Annotated in this window: 13 protein-coding genes; 5 read left to right on the top strand and 8 right to left on the bottom strand. The window is 72.7% G+C overall.

What is annotated here, in order from left to right; genetic code table 11:
* Positions 1 to 153 precede the first annotated feature (153 nt).
* The 6 genes from V3N99_16510 to V3N99_16485 form a co-directional block, all read right to left on the bottom strand.
* Positions 154 to 1,158, bottom strand: coding sequence for a glycosyltransferase family 2 protein (locus tag V3N99_16510; GenBank protein MEO3938342.1), 1,005 nt, complete (start codon positions 1,156 to 1,158; stop codon positions 154 to 156).
* 29 nt (positions 1,159 to 1,187) lie between these two features.
* Complete coding sequence (locus V3N99_16505) at positions 1,188 to 4,034, bottom strand: YfhO family protein (GenBank protein ID MEO3938341.1); 2,847 nt, start codon at positions 4,032 to 4,034, stop codon at positions 1,188 to 1,190.
* A 134-nt stretch (positions 4,035 to 4,168) separates the two neighbouring features.
* A complete protein-coding gene (gene rsrA, locus V3N99_16500; GenBank protein MEO3938340.1) occupies positions 4,169 to 4,465 on the bottom strand; it encodes a mycothiol system anti-sigma-R factor in 297 nt (98 codons plus the stop codon).
* Entirely contained in the window at positions 4,462 to 5,217 is a 756-nt protein-coding gene (locus tag V3N99_16495) for a sigma-70 family RNA polymerase sigma factor (protein ID MEO3938339.1), read from the bottom strand. Before V3N99_16495 ends, rsrA begins: the two co-directional genes overlap by 4 nt.
* A gap of 137 nt (positions 5,218 to 5,354) precedes the next feature.
* Positions 5,355 to 6,107: an alpha/beta family hydrolase gene (locus V3N99_16490; GenBank protein ID MEO3938338.1), complete on the bottom strand. Its 753-nt coding sequence runs from the start codon at positions 6,105 to 6,107 to the stop codon at positions 5,355 to 5,357.
* Entirely contained in the window at positions 6,104 to 6,952 is an 849-nt protein-coding gene (locus V3N99_16485) for an SOS response-associated peptidase (protein ID MEO3938337.1), read from the bottom strand. The genes V3N99_16490 and V3N99_16485 overlap by 4 nt, the downstream gene beginning before the upstream one ends.
* Before the next feature lie 182 nt (positions 6,953 to 7,134).
* Here V3N99_16485 and V3N99_16480 point away from each other — a divergent pair, with 182 nt between their 5' ends.
* From V3N99_16480 to hisN, 5 genes are all read left to right on the top strand, one after another.
* Positions 7,135 to 7,668 carry a DoxX family protein gene (locus V3N99_16480; protein ID MEO3938336.1) on the top strand — a complete coding sequence of 178 codons (534 nt, stop codon included), beginning with the start codon at positions 7,135 to 7,137 and terminating at the stop codon, positions 7,666 to 7,668.
* A 3-nt stretch (positions 7,669 to 7,671) separates the two neighbouring features.
* On the top strand, positions 7,672 to 9,036 hold the full coding sequence (aroA, locus tag V3N99_16475) for a 3-phosphoshikimate 1-carboxyvinyltransferase (GenBank protein ID MEO3938335.1): 1,365 nt from the start codon (positions 7,672 to 7,674) through the stop codon (positions 9,034 to 9,036).
* Between the two features lie 9 nt (positions 9,037 to 9,045).
* Positions 9,046 to 10,149, top strand: a complete 1,104-nt coding sequence (gene rsgA, locus V3N99_16470) for a ribosome small subunit-dependent GTPase A (protein ID MEO3938334.1) — start codon at positions 9,046 to 9,048, stop codon at positions 10,147 to 10,149.
* A 98-nt stretch (positions 10,150 to 10,247) separates the two neighbouring features.
* Complete coding sequence (locus V3N99_16465) at positions 10,248 to 10,670, top strand: DUF2231 domain-containing protein (GenBank protein MEO3938333.1); 423 nt, start codon at positions 10,248 to 10,250, stop codon at positions 10,668 to 10,670.
* A 42-nt stretch (positions 10,671 to 10,712) separates the two neighbouring features.
* A complete protein-coding gene (gene hisN / locus V3N99_16460; protein ID MEO3938332.1) occupies positions 10,713 to 11,501 on the top strand; it encodes a histidinol-phosphatase in 789 nt (262 codons plus the stop codon).
* Positions 11,502 to 11,615: 114 nt separating this feature from the next.
* Here hisN and V3N99_16455 read toward each other — a convergent pair whose 3' ends face one another.
* Both V3N99_16455 and V3N99_16450 read right to left on the bottom strand, forming a co-directional pair.
* Positions 11,616 to 13,049 carry a pitrilysin family protein gene (locus V3N99_16455; protein ID MEO3938331.1) on the bottom strand — a complete coding sequence of 478 codons (1,434 nt, stop codon included), beginning with the start codon at positions 13,047 to 13,049 and terminating at the stop codon, positions 11,616 to 11,618.
* The gene (locus V3N99_16450) at positions 13,046 to 14,386 is read right to left on the bottom strand and encodes a pitrilysin family protein (protein ID MEO3938330.1); all 1,341 of its coding nucleotides are present in this window, start codon (positions 14,384 to 14,386) and stop codon (positions 13,046 to 13,048) included. The genes V3N99_16455 and V3N99_16450 overlap by 4 nt, the downstream gene beginning before the upstream one ends.
* Between the last annotated feature and the right edge of the window lie 4 nt (positions 14,387 to 14,390).

Below are 14,390 nucleotides of genomic sequence, written 5' to 3'. Positions count from 1 at the left end.
GACCGACGGGAGCCACCATGAGCAAGCGTGCTCGCAAGCGGCGCTCGCGCAAGGGCAACGCCGCCAACCACGGCCGCAAGCCCAACGCCTGAGCCAGACACGACTGACCCCCGAGCCCGCAGAGGGTCGGGGGTCTTGTCGTGCGGCGGGCCGTCAGCGCGTGAGGACGGGGACCGCCAGGTCGACAGCGGCCGGCTCGGCGACCAGCTGGCCCTGGCCGTCTCCGAAGCGCATCTTCTTCGTGTGCTCGAGCGTGTCCTCGATGAGCATCCGGTTGGTGCGGATCAGGTCGGAGACCACCCCCAGCATCACCGACATGAAGCTGATCATGAGCAGGGCCACACCGAGGAGCAGGGACTGGATGTGGTTGCCGCCTGCATCGGTGCGCGTCAGGATGGCGTAGCGCACGAAGGGGGTCAGCCCCAGCACGCCGAACACGAGGGCGATGACGCCGAAGATGGCGTAGGGCTTGTACATGATGTAGGCCCGCACGATCGCCATGCCGGACTTGGCGACGTGCTCCTTCGTCGACTTGAAGAGCCGGGACTCGCGCGTCTTGGGGTTGGTCGTCACGGGGATGCTGGCAATGCGCAGCTTCTTGTTCCCCGCCTGGATGATGGTCTCCATGCAGTAGCTGAAGCGGGTGATCGTGTTCAGCAGCATGAGGGACTCGCGCGAGTAGGCACGAAAGCCGCTCGCGGCATCCGGCAGCTCGGTGCCGGCGGCGCGGTTGACGACGCTGCTGCCCAGCTTCTGCAGCGCGACCTTCCCCTTCGAGAAGTGCTCGACGAGGTGCACCTGCCGGTCGGCGATCACGATCTCGGCCTCACCCCGCAGGATCGGCTGCACGAGGTCGGTGATCCGCTCCTGCGGGTACTGGTTGTCGCCGTCGGTGTTGACCACGATGTCGGCGCCGATCTCGAGGGCCCGCTGCACACCGTCGTGGAACGACCGACCCAGCCCCCGGTTGCGGGCGTGCTGCACGAACTCGGTCACCCCGTGGGCCCGGGCGACCTCGACCGTGCGGTCGGTCGACCCGTCGTCGATGACGAGGATGACGATCTCGTCGATCCCCGGGATCTCGCGGGGGATCGACTGCAACACGAGGGGAAGGGTCTCCTCCTCGTTGAGGCACGGCACCTGGACGACGAGTTTCACAGCAACTACCTCTGGCTCGGGATGATGCTTCAGGACGATACCCGGTCACGCGACCGCGCGGGTGTGCCCGCGCGGCGGCGGGGGCGACCTCCGACGAGCACGAGGACCACCACGGCGACGCCCACGAGGCTCAGCGCGACGCCCTGGGCCAGCCCGGGCGCGTCGTACCGGAGGGTGACGACGTGCTTTCCGGCCGGCACGGCGACCGCCGCCAGCGCGTGGTCCGCCGCGACGACGGGCACCGTGACGCCGTCGACGCTCGCGGACCAGCCGCTGCCCGCGAGGGCGTCGGCGACGACCAGGTGCCCGGAGGCGCCGGCCGTGACGTCGACCGAGATCTCACCTCCCTCGTCGCTCACGCTGCGCACCAGCGCCGCTCCCCCCGACCCGGGCCTGCCCGATGCGGTCCCGTCCGACAGGACCACGGTGTCGGGTGACACACCCGCGACCAGGGCCGCGACCCGCGCCACCGGGTCGGGCTCGACGACGGCCGCCCCGGCCCAGCGCACGCGGGGCAGGCTGCTCAGTCGCTGCCAGGTGATGGCCCCGCGGTGGGAGTCGACCAGACGCAGCCCGTCGTCCACCGCCGTCACCCGACCGCAGGCGAGCGAGCCTCGCGTGCCGGCGAGGACCGGCGTGCCCGCGGTCCCCGTCAGGCGCACGCTGGCCGTGAGCGGTCCGTCGGCGACCGTGAGGCCCTCCCCCGGCACGCCTACCGGGATCACCGTGGCGTCGCGCGCCCCCCTGCCGATCGAGCGCGCCCCCGTGATGACGCGTCCGTCGGCGGTGCGCACGGACACCTCCGCGTAGGCGCCGGGGCCCGGCCCGGCGGCACTGGTGAGGTCGGCGGCCGCCTGCACGGTCACGGCTCGCAGGGGGCCGGCCGGCAGGGGGCAGGTGAGCTCGGTCCCCGCGGTGGCGACGATCTTGTCGCCTGTGCCCGCGGGCGCGGTCAGCGTCCCGGGCACCGTTGCGTCGTTGCCCAGCCAGTAGCGCACCGCGAGCCGGTCGAGGACGCGGTTGCGACCGACCTGGGCGAGGGGGATCGCTGCCGTCGCGAAGTCGGAGTAGGTCGGCGTCTTCATCACCTGCGGGTCGACGGCCTTCAGCAGGTCGCTCCACACCGGCTTGGTGAACTGGTGACCCGTCGGGGCGCGCAGACCGTAGAACCCCGCGGTGGACGACAGCCCCACGAGGTCGGCACCCGCGAACCGCTCCTCACCCAGGTGCGCCTGCAGGAAGGCGTGCGTCGGGGTCACGGGGTAGAAGCTCTCGCGGTCGCTGCCCCCGATGTCGATGGCGATGAACGCGGTGGCCTGGAAGACCGTGATGCCCACCACGCCCAGCAGGGCCAGAGCACCGAGGACGCGCGGCCCCAGACGGATGACGACGAGCAGGACGAGGGCGAGCAGGAGCAGCAGCCCGGCCATCAGGGTCGGCTCCCACCAGGGCAGGTAGTAGTCGCCCGTGACCGCCGCGTCACGGGCGGAGACGAAGACCTGGACCGCCGCGTAGACCGAGGCCGCAGCGACGATCAGCACCGCGACGGCCCAGACCGGTCCGCGCGAGGAGCCGCGGGCGACCCCTCGTGCCGACACCACCTCGGTGTCCGCGCGACACGACGTCGGCGGCCCCGACCGGTCCGACACCCGGGAGGACGACGCGGTGCCGCGCAGCCGCAGGTGGATGAGCGCCCGGTCGAGGCCGAGCCCCGCGAGGACGGCCATCGAGAAACCCAGGATGACGCGGATGCGCCAGATCGGGGTGTTGGAGAAGACCGGCAGCCCCTGCAGCGCGACCAGCACCGGTCCGCCGAACCAGCCGATCACGACGCAGACGACGGTGACCGCCGTGAAGAACCAGATCACGTGACCCGGCTGCGCCCACCGACCCCGAGCACGCGACCACACCAGCGGCACCATCGCGAGCACGATGGCGCCGACCCCGACGAAGGCGGCGGTCTCGACCGGCGTCGGTCCGCGACCGTCTCCACCGACGCAGGTGCCCAGGATGTTGGGCGACAGGACGGTGATCAGGCTGTAGAGCGGGGAGTGCGCACCCGTGCTGCTGTTGCGGTAGGAGAGGTCGGTCTCGGCGATCTGCCGGGCGAAGGGGACGAGCTGGAAGGCGGAGAGGAGGGCGCCGGTGACCAGACCGGCGACGGCCAGTGCCGTGCGACGCAGGGCGTCCCGCCAGCGCCTGCCGTGGAGGGCGAGGACGCGGAGCACGAACCAGGCCCCGGCGACGTAGAGCGCGAGCCCGGTGACCTGGGGGAACCCCCCGAGCAGCATGCTGGCCAGCACCAGGGCCACGGGCACCACATCACGGACCCTCGCTTCGTTCACGAGTCGCTCGGTCGCCCACAGGAGGGCCGGGACGAACGCTGCGGTCTGGGTCTGGGGCCAGTTGGACCACATGATCATGAAGCCCGACGACGCGTAGACCAGCGACCCGAGCAGACCACCGGCCCGACCCACCCCGAGCCGACGCAGGAAGGCCGTCATCCCCGCCGTGACGACGAGCACCTGCAGCAGCTTGACGAAGGCCGGGGCGAGCCACAGCGGCATCACGTAGTAGGGCAGGGCGAGGGGCGAGAACTGACCGGTGTTGGGCGACGTGGTCGGCACCCCGCCGACGTTGCTCTGGGACCAGGTCGGGTAGCGGCCCTGCCCCAGGTCGCGCTTGACACCGGCGAGGGCGGGCATGACGTTGTCGACGGTGTCGGTGCGGCAGGTGTTGGTGGTGGCGACGTCGAGACCGGTCTGCGAGCGCCACGGCTGCACCAGCGTCAGGATGTTGGTGTCGACCGCGACGTCACGCCCGATCAGCGAGGGCCCGAGACCAACGGCGACGAAGATGAGCAGACCGAGGGCCATCACCCGGTCGAACCCTGACCAGCCGCGCAAACCTGCACTCCCCTGCTGCCGACCTCGACCCGAGGGGGAGCCGAGCTGTCGCCGAGGCTATCGGACCACGGGGGGTCCCCCCTCCAGCCAGGGCGGCAGGGACATCAGTCTCCGGTGGTGTACCGGATCATCGTGATGCGCTGCAGGATGCTGGCCCGCAGCTCGACGGGGGCGGCCTCGCTGGAGCACGAGCGCTTGATGACGGCCTTGAGGGCCTCGTCGAGGTGGTACTGCTTGAGGCACGCGGTGCACTCGTCGAGGTGGATCTTGATCTTGGCGACGTCACCCTCGCCCATCTCGCCGTCGAGGTACTCGTAGACCCTCAGGAGGGCCTCGGAGCAGTCGGTGCTCCCCGCGAGCTGCTCGGCGGCGACGTGCTGGTGGTCGTGTGACTGAGTCATGCGCCCACTCCCTGGGTCGTCTCGGTCGGGGTCGTCTCGGTCGGGTTCGGGCCGGAGGGTGCGTCGGCCGCAGGTCGCCGGAAGCCACGGTCCGTGGCATACCCGCTCAGGAGCTCCCGCAGCTGGCGACGACCCCGGTGCAGCCGCGACATCACGGTGCCGATCGGTGTCTGCATGATCTCGGCGATCTCCTTGTAGGCGTAGCCCTCGACGTCGGCGAAGTAGACCGCGAGGCGGAAGTCCTCCGGGATCTCGAGCAGTGCGCGCTTCACGTCGCTGTCGGGTAGGTGCTCGAGCGCGACGTCCTCCGCCGAGCGCAGGCCCGACGACTGGTGGGACTCGGCCCGGTGCAGCTGGTAGTCCTCGACGTCGGAGGCGTCGGACTGCAGCGGCTCGCGCTGCTTCTTGCGGTAGGTGTTGATGTAGGTGTTGGTGAGGATGCGGTACATCCACGCCTTGAGGTTGGTGCCGGGACGGTACTGGTGGAAGGCGCCGTACGCCTTCGCGTAGGTCTCCTGCACGAGGTCGTCGGCGTCGGCGGGGTTGCGCGTCGTGCGCATCGCGGCGGAGTACATCTGGTCGAGCAGCGGCATGGCCTCCCGCTCGAAGCGGGCCCGGCGCTGCTCCTGCGTCTCGCTGGCCACGTCGACGCTGTGGTCGGCCGCGCGCTGCGCGGCGACGGCGTCCTCGTCGAGCTGGGCGAGTGCGGTGGCGTCGGTGAGGTCGGTCGCGGTCTGCGTGTCATCGGTCATCGCCGTCCAGCCTAGTCTCGCCGTCCCGCGGCCCGCGCTGCCGACGGACGGCTCGGTGAGCATCAACACGAAAGGACCTCCAGGCCTACGGGGGCACGACCATCACGGCCGCGAGTCCTCCTCGACAACAGACGCGGTCAGGGGGCCATTCCCGGGTGGGCGGCGGCGCCCAGGACGCTGCCGGCGAAGGCCGCGACCGCCTCACCCACAGCCCTCGCGCTCGAGGCGGGCACGGTGTGGGTGGCCTTCACGACGTGGACGCAGCCGGCGGGCAGGTGGGCCGCGACCTCGGCGGGGCCGCCGAAGGGGTCCTTCTCGCCCTGGACCACCGCGATCGGCAGACCGGCCTCCAGCACGAGGGCGAGCTCAAACGCGCGCGACCGCTCGGGGCGACCGGGTGGGTGTAGCGGGAAGGAGAGGGCGAGGACCGCGTCGGCGTGCAGGAGGGTCGCCGTGCGGCAGGCCACGCGCGCGCCGGCGCTGCGACCGGCGAGCAACAGCGGTCCCGGCACACCGTCCAGCACGCCGTTCAGCACGCCGTCCAGCACGGCGCCGGGAGCGCGGAGCGCGTGCACGACGGGCACCCACGCCGCGTCGAGGGTGCGCGGCGGACCGGCGATCCGGCGGCCGGCCACGAGCCAGGGCTGCTCGACCAGGGCGGTGGTCCACCCCTGGGCGACGAGCGCCAGCACGGCAGCGGTCAGGTCGACCGACCGCAGCCCGCCGCCGGCACCATGACCGAGGACGGCGAGGCCCCGTGGCCGGTCGGGTCGGCGCACGTGGACCCGCGCCGGCCCGGTGGGGGTGGCCACCTCGACGGCGACCTCGGGCGGCGGGGACTCCTGCGACGACGCCGCCCCCACCCCGGCGGGGCGCTGCCCGCTGCTCACGCGCCGACCACCTCGCCCGTGACCGGGTCGACCGCCCCGCGCAGCTCGTCCCGGGCCAGCGGGAGCAGCAGCTGCTCACCGTTGTTGCGGGACGAGCTGACGGCCGACGAGACCGGGTAGGCGTCGAAACGGCCCGGCGCAGGGGGCCCGTCGGGCAGCAGGAGACCGTGCACGCCATCGGCGGTCGAGCCCGGGTCGAGCCATTGACCCCAGTCGTCGCGCTCGAGCACCAGCGGCTGGCGGTCGTGGATGCGGTCGAGGCCGGGCTCCGCCGCCGTCGTGATGACGGTGAAGGTGGTCAGCCACGCCTCGGGATCGGTGTCGGCCGGCACCTGCGGGTCGCGCCAGAACTCGTAGAGTCCGGCGAGCGCGACGACGTCGCCGTCCACGCGGTGCATGAAGAAGGGCTGCTTGCGCGGCTTGCCCCGGGCATCGGTCGCGACCGGCGACACCTGCCACTCGTACCACCCCTGCGCCGGCGCGAGGCAGCGCCGGGAGGCGGCGGCCCGTCGGAAGGCGGGCTTCTCGAGCACCGTCTCCGCCCGCGCGTTGATCATCCGGATGCCACCTTTGACGTCCTTGGCCCAGCTGGGCACCAGACCCCACGTCAGCAGCCGCAGCTGCCGCACCGGGACCTCAGCCTCCGGGGCCGAGCCGCGGGGCGCGCGGGCGATGACGACCGGCGCCTGCTTCGTGGGGGCCATGTTCCAGTCGGGCGTGCCGGCCGGTGGACTCTGCGGGTGCACCAGCAGGCTCCGAGACGGCTCGCCCGTCGCATCGAGATCGATGTCGAGCTGCTCGACCAGCTCGGCCGTGTCCTTGCTCGCGGCATACCGCCCACACATGCGCTTCACTGTAGGCGGGTAAGGGCCTCGGCAGGGGTCGCCACCGGCTCCCCCACGGGCGTCGTACGGCGTGTCGGGGCAACTGCTGCCGGCGCCGCCGGGCCCGCCGCCCCCGCGACACCAACTACGGTGGGGGTTGACCGCACCGGGCCACCAGGCCCAGCAAGGAGACACACCCGATCATGTCGATCGTCCGCCGGATCGCCCGCCCCATGCTCGCCGCCATCTTCCTGGTCGGGGGGATCGACCAGCTGCGCCACCCCGGCGTCAAGGTCGGCTCCGCCTCCCCACTGCTCGACAAGGCCATTCCCGCACTGGGGCTGCCCGACGACAAGGAGCTGCTGGTGCGGGCCAACGGCGCGACGATGGTCGCCGCCGGGGCGATGCTGGCGACGGGTCGTCTGCCCCGGCTCGGCGGCCTGCTCGCCGCCCTGTCACTGGCGCCTACCACCGTGGTCGGGCACGCCTTCTGGGAGAAGTCCGATCCCGCCGAGCGCGCGCAGCACCGCACCCAGTTCCTCAAGAACCTCGCCATCATCGGCGGGTCGCTGATGGTCGCCGTCGACACCGGGGGCCGCCCCGGGCTGGCCTGGCGCGCGCAGCACGCCAAGGACGCCACCCGTCGCGAGGCCCGGCACGTCAAGCGGGCGGCGAAGCGGGAGGCCAAGATCGCCACCCAGTCGGCCCAGATCACCGTCCAGGACGCTCTCCGCTGACCGATGGCGACGACTCCTCAGCCCGCTGATGCGGACGACCCCCTGCATCTGCCCGAGCCGGCCCCGCCGCCTGTCTGGCCTGCGCCGGTCGCACCCCACCGGCTCTCCGCGGTCGTGCCCCTGCCGGGCAGCAAGTCGCTGACCAACCGCTTCCTCGTGCTGGCCGCGCTGGCCAACGACCGCTCCCGGCTGCGACGGCCCCTGCGCTCGCGCGACACCCTCCTGATGGCTCAGGCCCTGCGAGAGCTGGGAGTCGGCATCGAGGACGTGGCGCCCGACGGTGGTGGTGACGGCACCGCCGACTGGCTGGTGACGCCGCCCACGTCGCTGGCCGGTGGCCGCCGCGTCGACGTCGGTCTGGCCGGGACGGTCATGCGCTTCCTGCCCCCCGTGGCGGTCCTCGCCGACGGACCCGTCGATTTCGACGGCGACCCGGGGGCCCGGGTGCGCCCCATGGGGCCGGTGGTCGACGCGCTGCGCACGCTCGGTGCCCAGATCGACGACGGTGGTCGGGGAGCCCTGCCCTTCTCCGTCCGGGGCAGCGGGAGCCTGCGGGGTGGGTCGGTCACCCTCGACGCATCGTCGTCCTCGCAGTTCATCTCGGCGCTCCTGCTCGCCGGGGCACGCTACGACGAGGGCGTGACGATCCACCACGAGGGCAAGCCGGTGCCGAGCGAGCCCCACATCGCGATGACGGTCGAGACCTTGCGCGACGCGGGCGTCGACGTCGACGACAGCGAGCCCAACACCTGGCGGGTCGAGCCCAGCGAGATCAGCTCGCTCGACGTGCACATCGAGCCCGACCTCTCCAACGCCGGGCCGTTCCTCGCCGCCGCCCTCGTCACCGGCGGGTCGGTGCGGGTGCCCGACTGGCCGCAGCACACCACGCAGGCGGGCGACGCCCTGCGCGACATCCTCGACGCCATGGGCGCCGACGTCTCGCTCGACCGCGACGGGCTCACCGTGCGTGGTGAGGGCCCCATCGAGGGTCTCGACATCGACCTGCACGACGCGAGCGAGCTCACCCCGCTCGTGGCGGCACTGGCGTCCCTGGCCCAGTCCCCCACCTGGATCCGCGGGGTGGCCCACATCCGCTTCCACGAGACCGACCGGCTCGCCGCGCTCGTCACCGAGATCAACGCCCTCGGCGGTGACGCCGTCGAGACCGAGGACGGGCTCCGCATCCACCCGAAACCGTTGCGGGGTGGGCAGTTCCACACCTACCACGACCACCGCATGGCCACGGCTGGCGCTGTCATCGGGCTGCGGGTGCCGGGCGTGCGCGTCGAGGACGTCGCGACCACCACCAAGACCCTCCCCGACTTCACCGGCATGTGGACCTCGATGCTCGCCTCGACGAGGGCCTGACCCCGGGCCATGCCGCCGTCCTCCCGCTGGCGAGACCTCGACGAGTCCGACGTGCGGGTGCGGCCCAACCCCCGTGGCTCGCGGCGCCGCACCAAGGAGGGCCCGGCGCACGAGGACGCCATACCGGGATTCGTCGTCACGGTCGACCGCGGCCGCTACACGGTGCTGGTCGCGGCCGGGGTCGGCGGGCGCCGCGAGCCCGAGCGGCTGGTCACCTCGATGAAGGCCCGTGACCTGGGCCGCAAGGGCATCGTCGTCGGTGACGACGTCGAGCTCGTCGGCGACTCCTCCGGCGGCCCCGATGCCCTCGCCCGCATCGTGCGGGTGTCACCACGACGCTCCGTGCTGCGCCGCACGGCCGACGACACCGACCCGATCGAGCGGGTGATCGTCGCCAACGCCGACCAGCTCGTCGTCGTCTCGTCGCTGACCAACCCCGAGCCCCGTCCTCGGCTGATCGACCGCTGCCTCGTCGCCGCCTACGACGCGGGCCTCGAGCCGCTGCTCGTGCTGACGAAGGCCGACCTCACCGACCCCACACCCTTCCTCACGACGTATGCGCCGCTCGAGGTGCCGCACGTCATCACCTCGTGGGGCGGCGCCAGCCACCAGGTCGCGGGCGCCGAGACCGGGCCCGGCAGCTTCGTCGGGCTCGACGAGGTGCGCGAGCGCCTGACCGACCGGGTGTCGGTGCTGGTGGGCCACTCGGGGGTGGGCAAGTCGACCCTCGTCAACGGCCTCGTCCCCGGCGCCCGACGCGCCACCGGCGACGTCAACGACGTGACGGGCCGGGGTCGGCACACGTCGAGCTCGGGGATCGCGCTGCGCCTGGCCGGTGGCGGGTGGGTCGTCGACACCCCCGGGGTGCGGTCATTCGGGCTGGCCCACGTCGACCCGGAGCGGATCGTCGTGCACTTCCCCGACCTCGAGCGCGGCACCGACGGCTGCCCCCGGGGCTGCTCGCACGACGAGCCCGAGTGCGGTCTCGACGCGTGGGTCGCCTCCGGAGCCGCCGGGCCGTCCGGCCCGGCGCGGCTCGACTCGTTGCGACGCCTGCTGCGGGCGCGCGCCGGTGCGCCCGACGACCGCACGCAGGAGTGGGGCGAGGACTGACTCCCACTGACCACGAGGCTACGGCCTAGGCGAGACACCCCGGCCGGGCCGGGCCCAGAATCGATGCACGTTGCCAGAACGACTGACGAGGAACCCCGATGACGATTTCCGGCCTTCCCCTCCATCCGCTCGTGGTGCACGCCGTGGTGGTGCTGCTGCCGCTGATGGCCCTGCTCACCGTGGTCGTCGCCGCGCGACCGCGCCTGCGCGAGACCCGGATCTGGTGGGTGGTGGGCGCCAACGCGGTAATGACCGGCGTGACCCTGCTGGCCCGTGAGAGCGGGCAGTCGCTGCAGTCCTCCCTCGGAGGGCGAGTCGCGCAGCAGCACGCCGAGATCGGTGGCCTCCTGCCGCTCTTCGCCGGCATCCTCTTCCTGGCCTCTGCCGCGGTGGGGCTCACCCGGCGCAGCAAGACCCTCGGCACCGTCGCGACGGTCGTGTCCGTCCTGGCTGCGGTGGCTGCCGTCGCCTGGACCGTGCGCACCGGTGACTCGGGCGCCCGCGCCGTCTGGGAGCGGTAGACCCTCGACCCGTGGGGGGGGCGGGACGGATAGCGTGGGCGGGTGACCTCCTACGACGACGACCTGCGCTTGGCCCACGTCCTGGCCGACTCCGTCGAGCGGGTGACGATGGCCCGGTTCCGCGCCGACAACCTCGTCGTCGACACCAAGCCCGACCTCACCCCCGTCACGGACGCCGACCGCGCCACCGAGCAGGTCCTCCGCTCGCAGCTGGCCCGTGCCCGCCCGCGCGACTCGTTCCTCGGTGAGGAGTTCGGCGTGACCGGGCACGGGCCCCGCCAGTGGGTCGTCGACCCGATCGACGGCACGAAGAACTTCGTGCGCGGGCTCCCCGTGTGGGCCACCCTCATCGCCCTCGTCGACGACGGCCAGCCCGTGGTCGGCCTCATCGCCGCACCGGCGCTCGGGCGCCGCTGGTGGGGCGCGATCGGGGCCGGGTCGTGGTCGGGTCGGTCGATCTCGAGCGCCCACCCCAACCGGGTCTCGCGGGTCAGCCGTCTCGAGGACGCCTCTCTCTCCTACTCGTCACTGTCGTCGTGGCGAGCGGTCGGCCGGCACGAGCAGGTCGTCGGCCTCACCGACACCTGCTGGCGCAGCCGCGCGTACGGAGACTTCTGGTCCTATGTGCTGGTGGCCGAAGGCAGCGTCGACATCGCCGCCGAGCCCGAGCTGGCGCTCCACGACATGGCCGCCCTGGTGCCGGTCGTGACCGAGGCCGGCGGCCGCTTCACCTCGCTCGACGGCGACGACGGCTGCTGGGGCGGCAACGCCGTCGCCACCAACGGCCTGCTCCACGACGAGGTGCTGGACAGGCTAGCCCCCGGGCAGTGACCTGAGGCCCGCCCTCCATCCTCACGTGTTGCGGTGGGCGCCGGGCATTTCAGGCTTCGAGGCCTCCATACGCGGCCCTCACCGCAACACGTCGGAGGGTGGGTGGGTGGCTGGCTAGGCGGGGAGGACGGTGACGTCGCCCCGGCCCAGGGCCCGGATCCCGTCGGCGTAGGCCGCGGCGTCACCGACGACGACGACCGTCCACCGCCCGTCGACGACGTCACGGTAGGCCCCGTCGAGGTCGGCGGCCTCGAGCCGCACCATCTGGCGCAGGTTGTGGGTGGTGAACTGCGTCGTGAGCCCGTCCTGGGCCATCGTCGCAGCCTCGTCGGCGATCGCGTCGGCCGTCGCGTAGCGCCCGGGCGCGGTCATGGCCACGAAGTCGACGCCGGAGCGGACCTCGGCGTCGGTGAAGCCGTCACGCCCGCCGTCGAGGATGTCGAGCAGGGTGCCGAGCGCCTCGACGGTGCTGTCGGCGCGCACGCTGCCGCTGGTGAGGAAGAGCCCGCCGCTGCGACGAGGACGGAAGCCCGAGCGGATGCCGTAGGTGAAGCCCTTCTCCTCGCGCAGCACGGAGTCGATGCGCGCGTTCGGGCCCCCGCCGAGCACGAAGCTCAGCACCGGGTAGGCCGACCAGCCGCGGGCCACCTTGCGGTCGGGGCCGGGGCAGGCGACGACGAGCTCGGTCTGCACCGACCCGGGACGGTCGAGCATCACGATGCGCACGCGGTCGTCGGCAGGCGCCGCGGGCGTGGCGGCGACGTCGCCCTGCGGTAGGGCGGAGCCGGCGGGCACCGCCCAGCCACCGAGCGCGGCCTCGACAGCGGCCACGGCGTCGACGCCGGCGAGGTCTCCGGCCACCACGATCGTCGCCCCCGCCGGGCCGACGTGAGCGGCGTGGAGAGCGGCGACGTCGTCGCGGGTGATCGAGGCGATGGTGTCGCGTGAGCCGGCGGTGGGGCGGGAGGCCCGCTCGCCCGGCGCATACAGCGTGGCCAGCAGCTCGATCGCCGCGCGCTGACCGGGCACCGCCCGCTCCTGCTCGATCTCGGCCAGTCGCTGCTTGCGGTGTCGCTCCACCTCGGCCGCGGGGAAGGCCGGCTGGGTCAGCGCCTGGCGCAGCAGGTCGAGCGCGTAGTCGAGGTGCCGCTTCGCCACATCGACCTCGACCGTGAGCCCCGGCTCGGAGGCCCCGGCTCCGAGCGCCACGCCCTTGCGCTCCAGCAGCTCGGCGAACTCTGCCGACGTGTGCTCGGTGGTGCCCTCGTCGAGGGTGCGAGCGAGGATCGTCGCGACACCCTCTCGGTCACGCGGCTCGGTCGCCAGCGGCAGGGGCAGCACCAGCCGCACCGAGACGACGTACTGCCCCGGCACGTCGTAGGCCACGACCGTCAGGCCGTTGGTGAGGGTCTGCCGCGTCGGCTCGGGGAACGTGTAGGGCTCCGGGGGAACGACCTCGGGTCGCGGCACCTGCGTGGTGTCGCTGGTGTCGATGGCGTCGCTGTCGGTGGCGTCGCTGGTATCCGTGTCCTGGCTCTGAAGGGTCATGCCGAGACCTCCTGGTCCTGGGTGCTCGGGTCGTCGGTCGCCTCGCCGGTCGCCTCGCCGGTCGCCTCGTGGGTCGCGACGTAGGCGACGACCGCCCGCGCCGACGGCGTCAGCCAGTGGGCGGCCGCGGCGCGGACCTGCTCGGGGCTGACGGCACCCACCCGGTCGAGGAACGTGTTGACGTAGTGGGGGTCGTCGAGCAGCAACGTGTAGTGGCAGATCGCGTCGGCGCGCTCGTCCATGCTCGCCAGCGCGCTCAGCCAGGCGCGCTCGGTCTCGGCGGTGGAGGCCTCCTGCTCGGCCTCCGTGGGCCCCTCGACAGCGAAGCGCTCGAGCTCGTCGAGGACGGCCGTCTCGACGGCCGCTCGATCGGCTCCGTCGGCGACGTCGACCGAGATCAGGCCGAGGGAGACACCGTCGACCAGGCCCATCGTGTGGGCGCTGAGGCCCGTCGCCACCTGCTCCTCGCGCACGAGGCGACGCACCAGTCGGGAGGTCGCGAGACCGCCGATCGCGTCCATGGCCAGACAGCACGCGTAGTAGGCGTCGGTGCCGTCGGGCGGCAGGCGGAAGGCGAGGTACAGCCGGTCGTTGGGCACGGCCTCGCGGCGCTCGACGTGGACCGGGGCGGTCAGCGGCTCCAGCGTGTGCGGCGGCTGCGAGGCCGGGTGCGTCGTCGCCGTGAGCCCCCCGAAGTAGCGCTCGACGGCGGCGAACGCCTCATCCGGCTCGACGTCGCCGACGACGGTGAGCACGGTGTTGCCCGGGCCGTAGTGCGTGCGGAAGAACGTGTGCACGTCGTCGAGACTGGCCGCGTCGAGGTCCGCCATCGACCCGATCGTCGGGTGGTGGTAGGGATGGTCGTCGGGGAACACGGTGGCGTAGACGTCGAGCAGCGCACTGCCGTAGGGCACGTTGTCGTAGCGCTGGCGCTTCTCCTCCTTGACCACGTCGCGCTGGTTGTCGAGGTTGTCCTGGGTCAGCGCGTCGAGCAGGTGCCCGTGCCGGTCGGCCTCGAGCCACAGCGCCAGCTCGAAGGCGCCCTTGGGCACGGTCTCGAAGTAGTTGGTGCGGTCGAACCACGTGGTCGCGTTCAGCCGACCGCCCTGTGCCATCAGGGCGCTGAAGTGCTCCCCCGAGGCCACCCGGCGCGACCCCTGGAACATCAGGTGCTCGAAGAGGTGGGCGAAGCCGGTGCGGCCCGCGACCTCGTGCCGCGACCCGACGCCGACCCAGAGGTTGACGGTCACGGTGGGCACGGCGTGGTCGGGCGAGACGACCACCCGGAGGCCGTTGTCCAGCGTGCGGAGCTCGATCGGGTACGCGATGTCAGCCACCCTC

It is taken from the genome of Dermatophilaceae bacterium Soc4.6 (assembly GCA_039889245.1).
Classification (GTDB): Bacteria; Actinomycetota; Actinomycetes; order Actinomycetales; family Dermatophilaceae; genus Lapillicoccus.
This window is presented reverse-complemented; position numbering and strand designations above follow the sequence as displayed.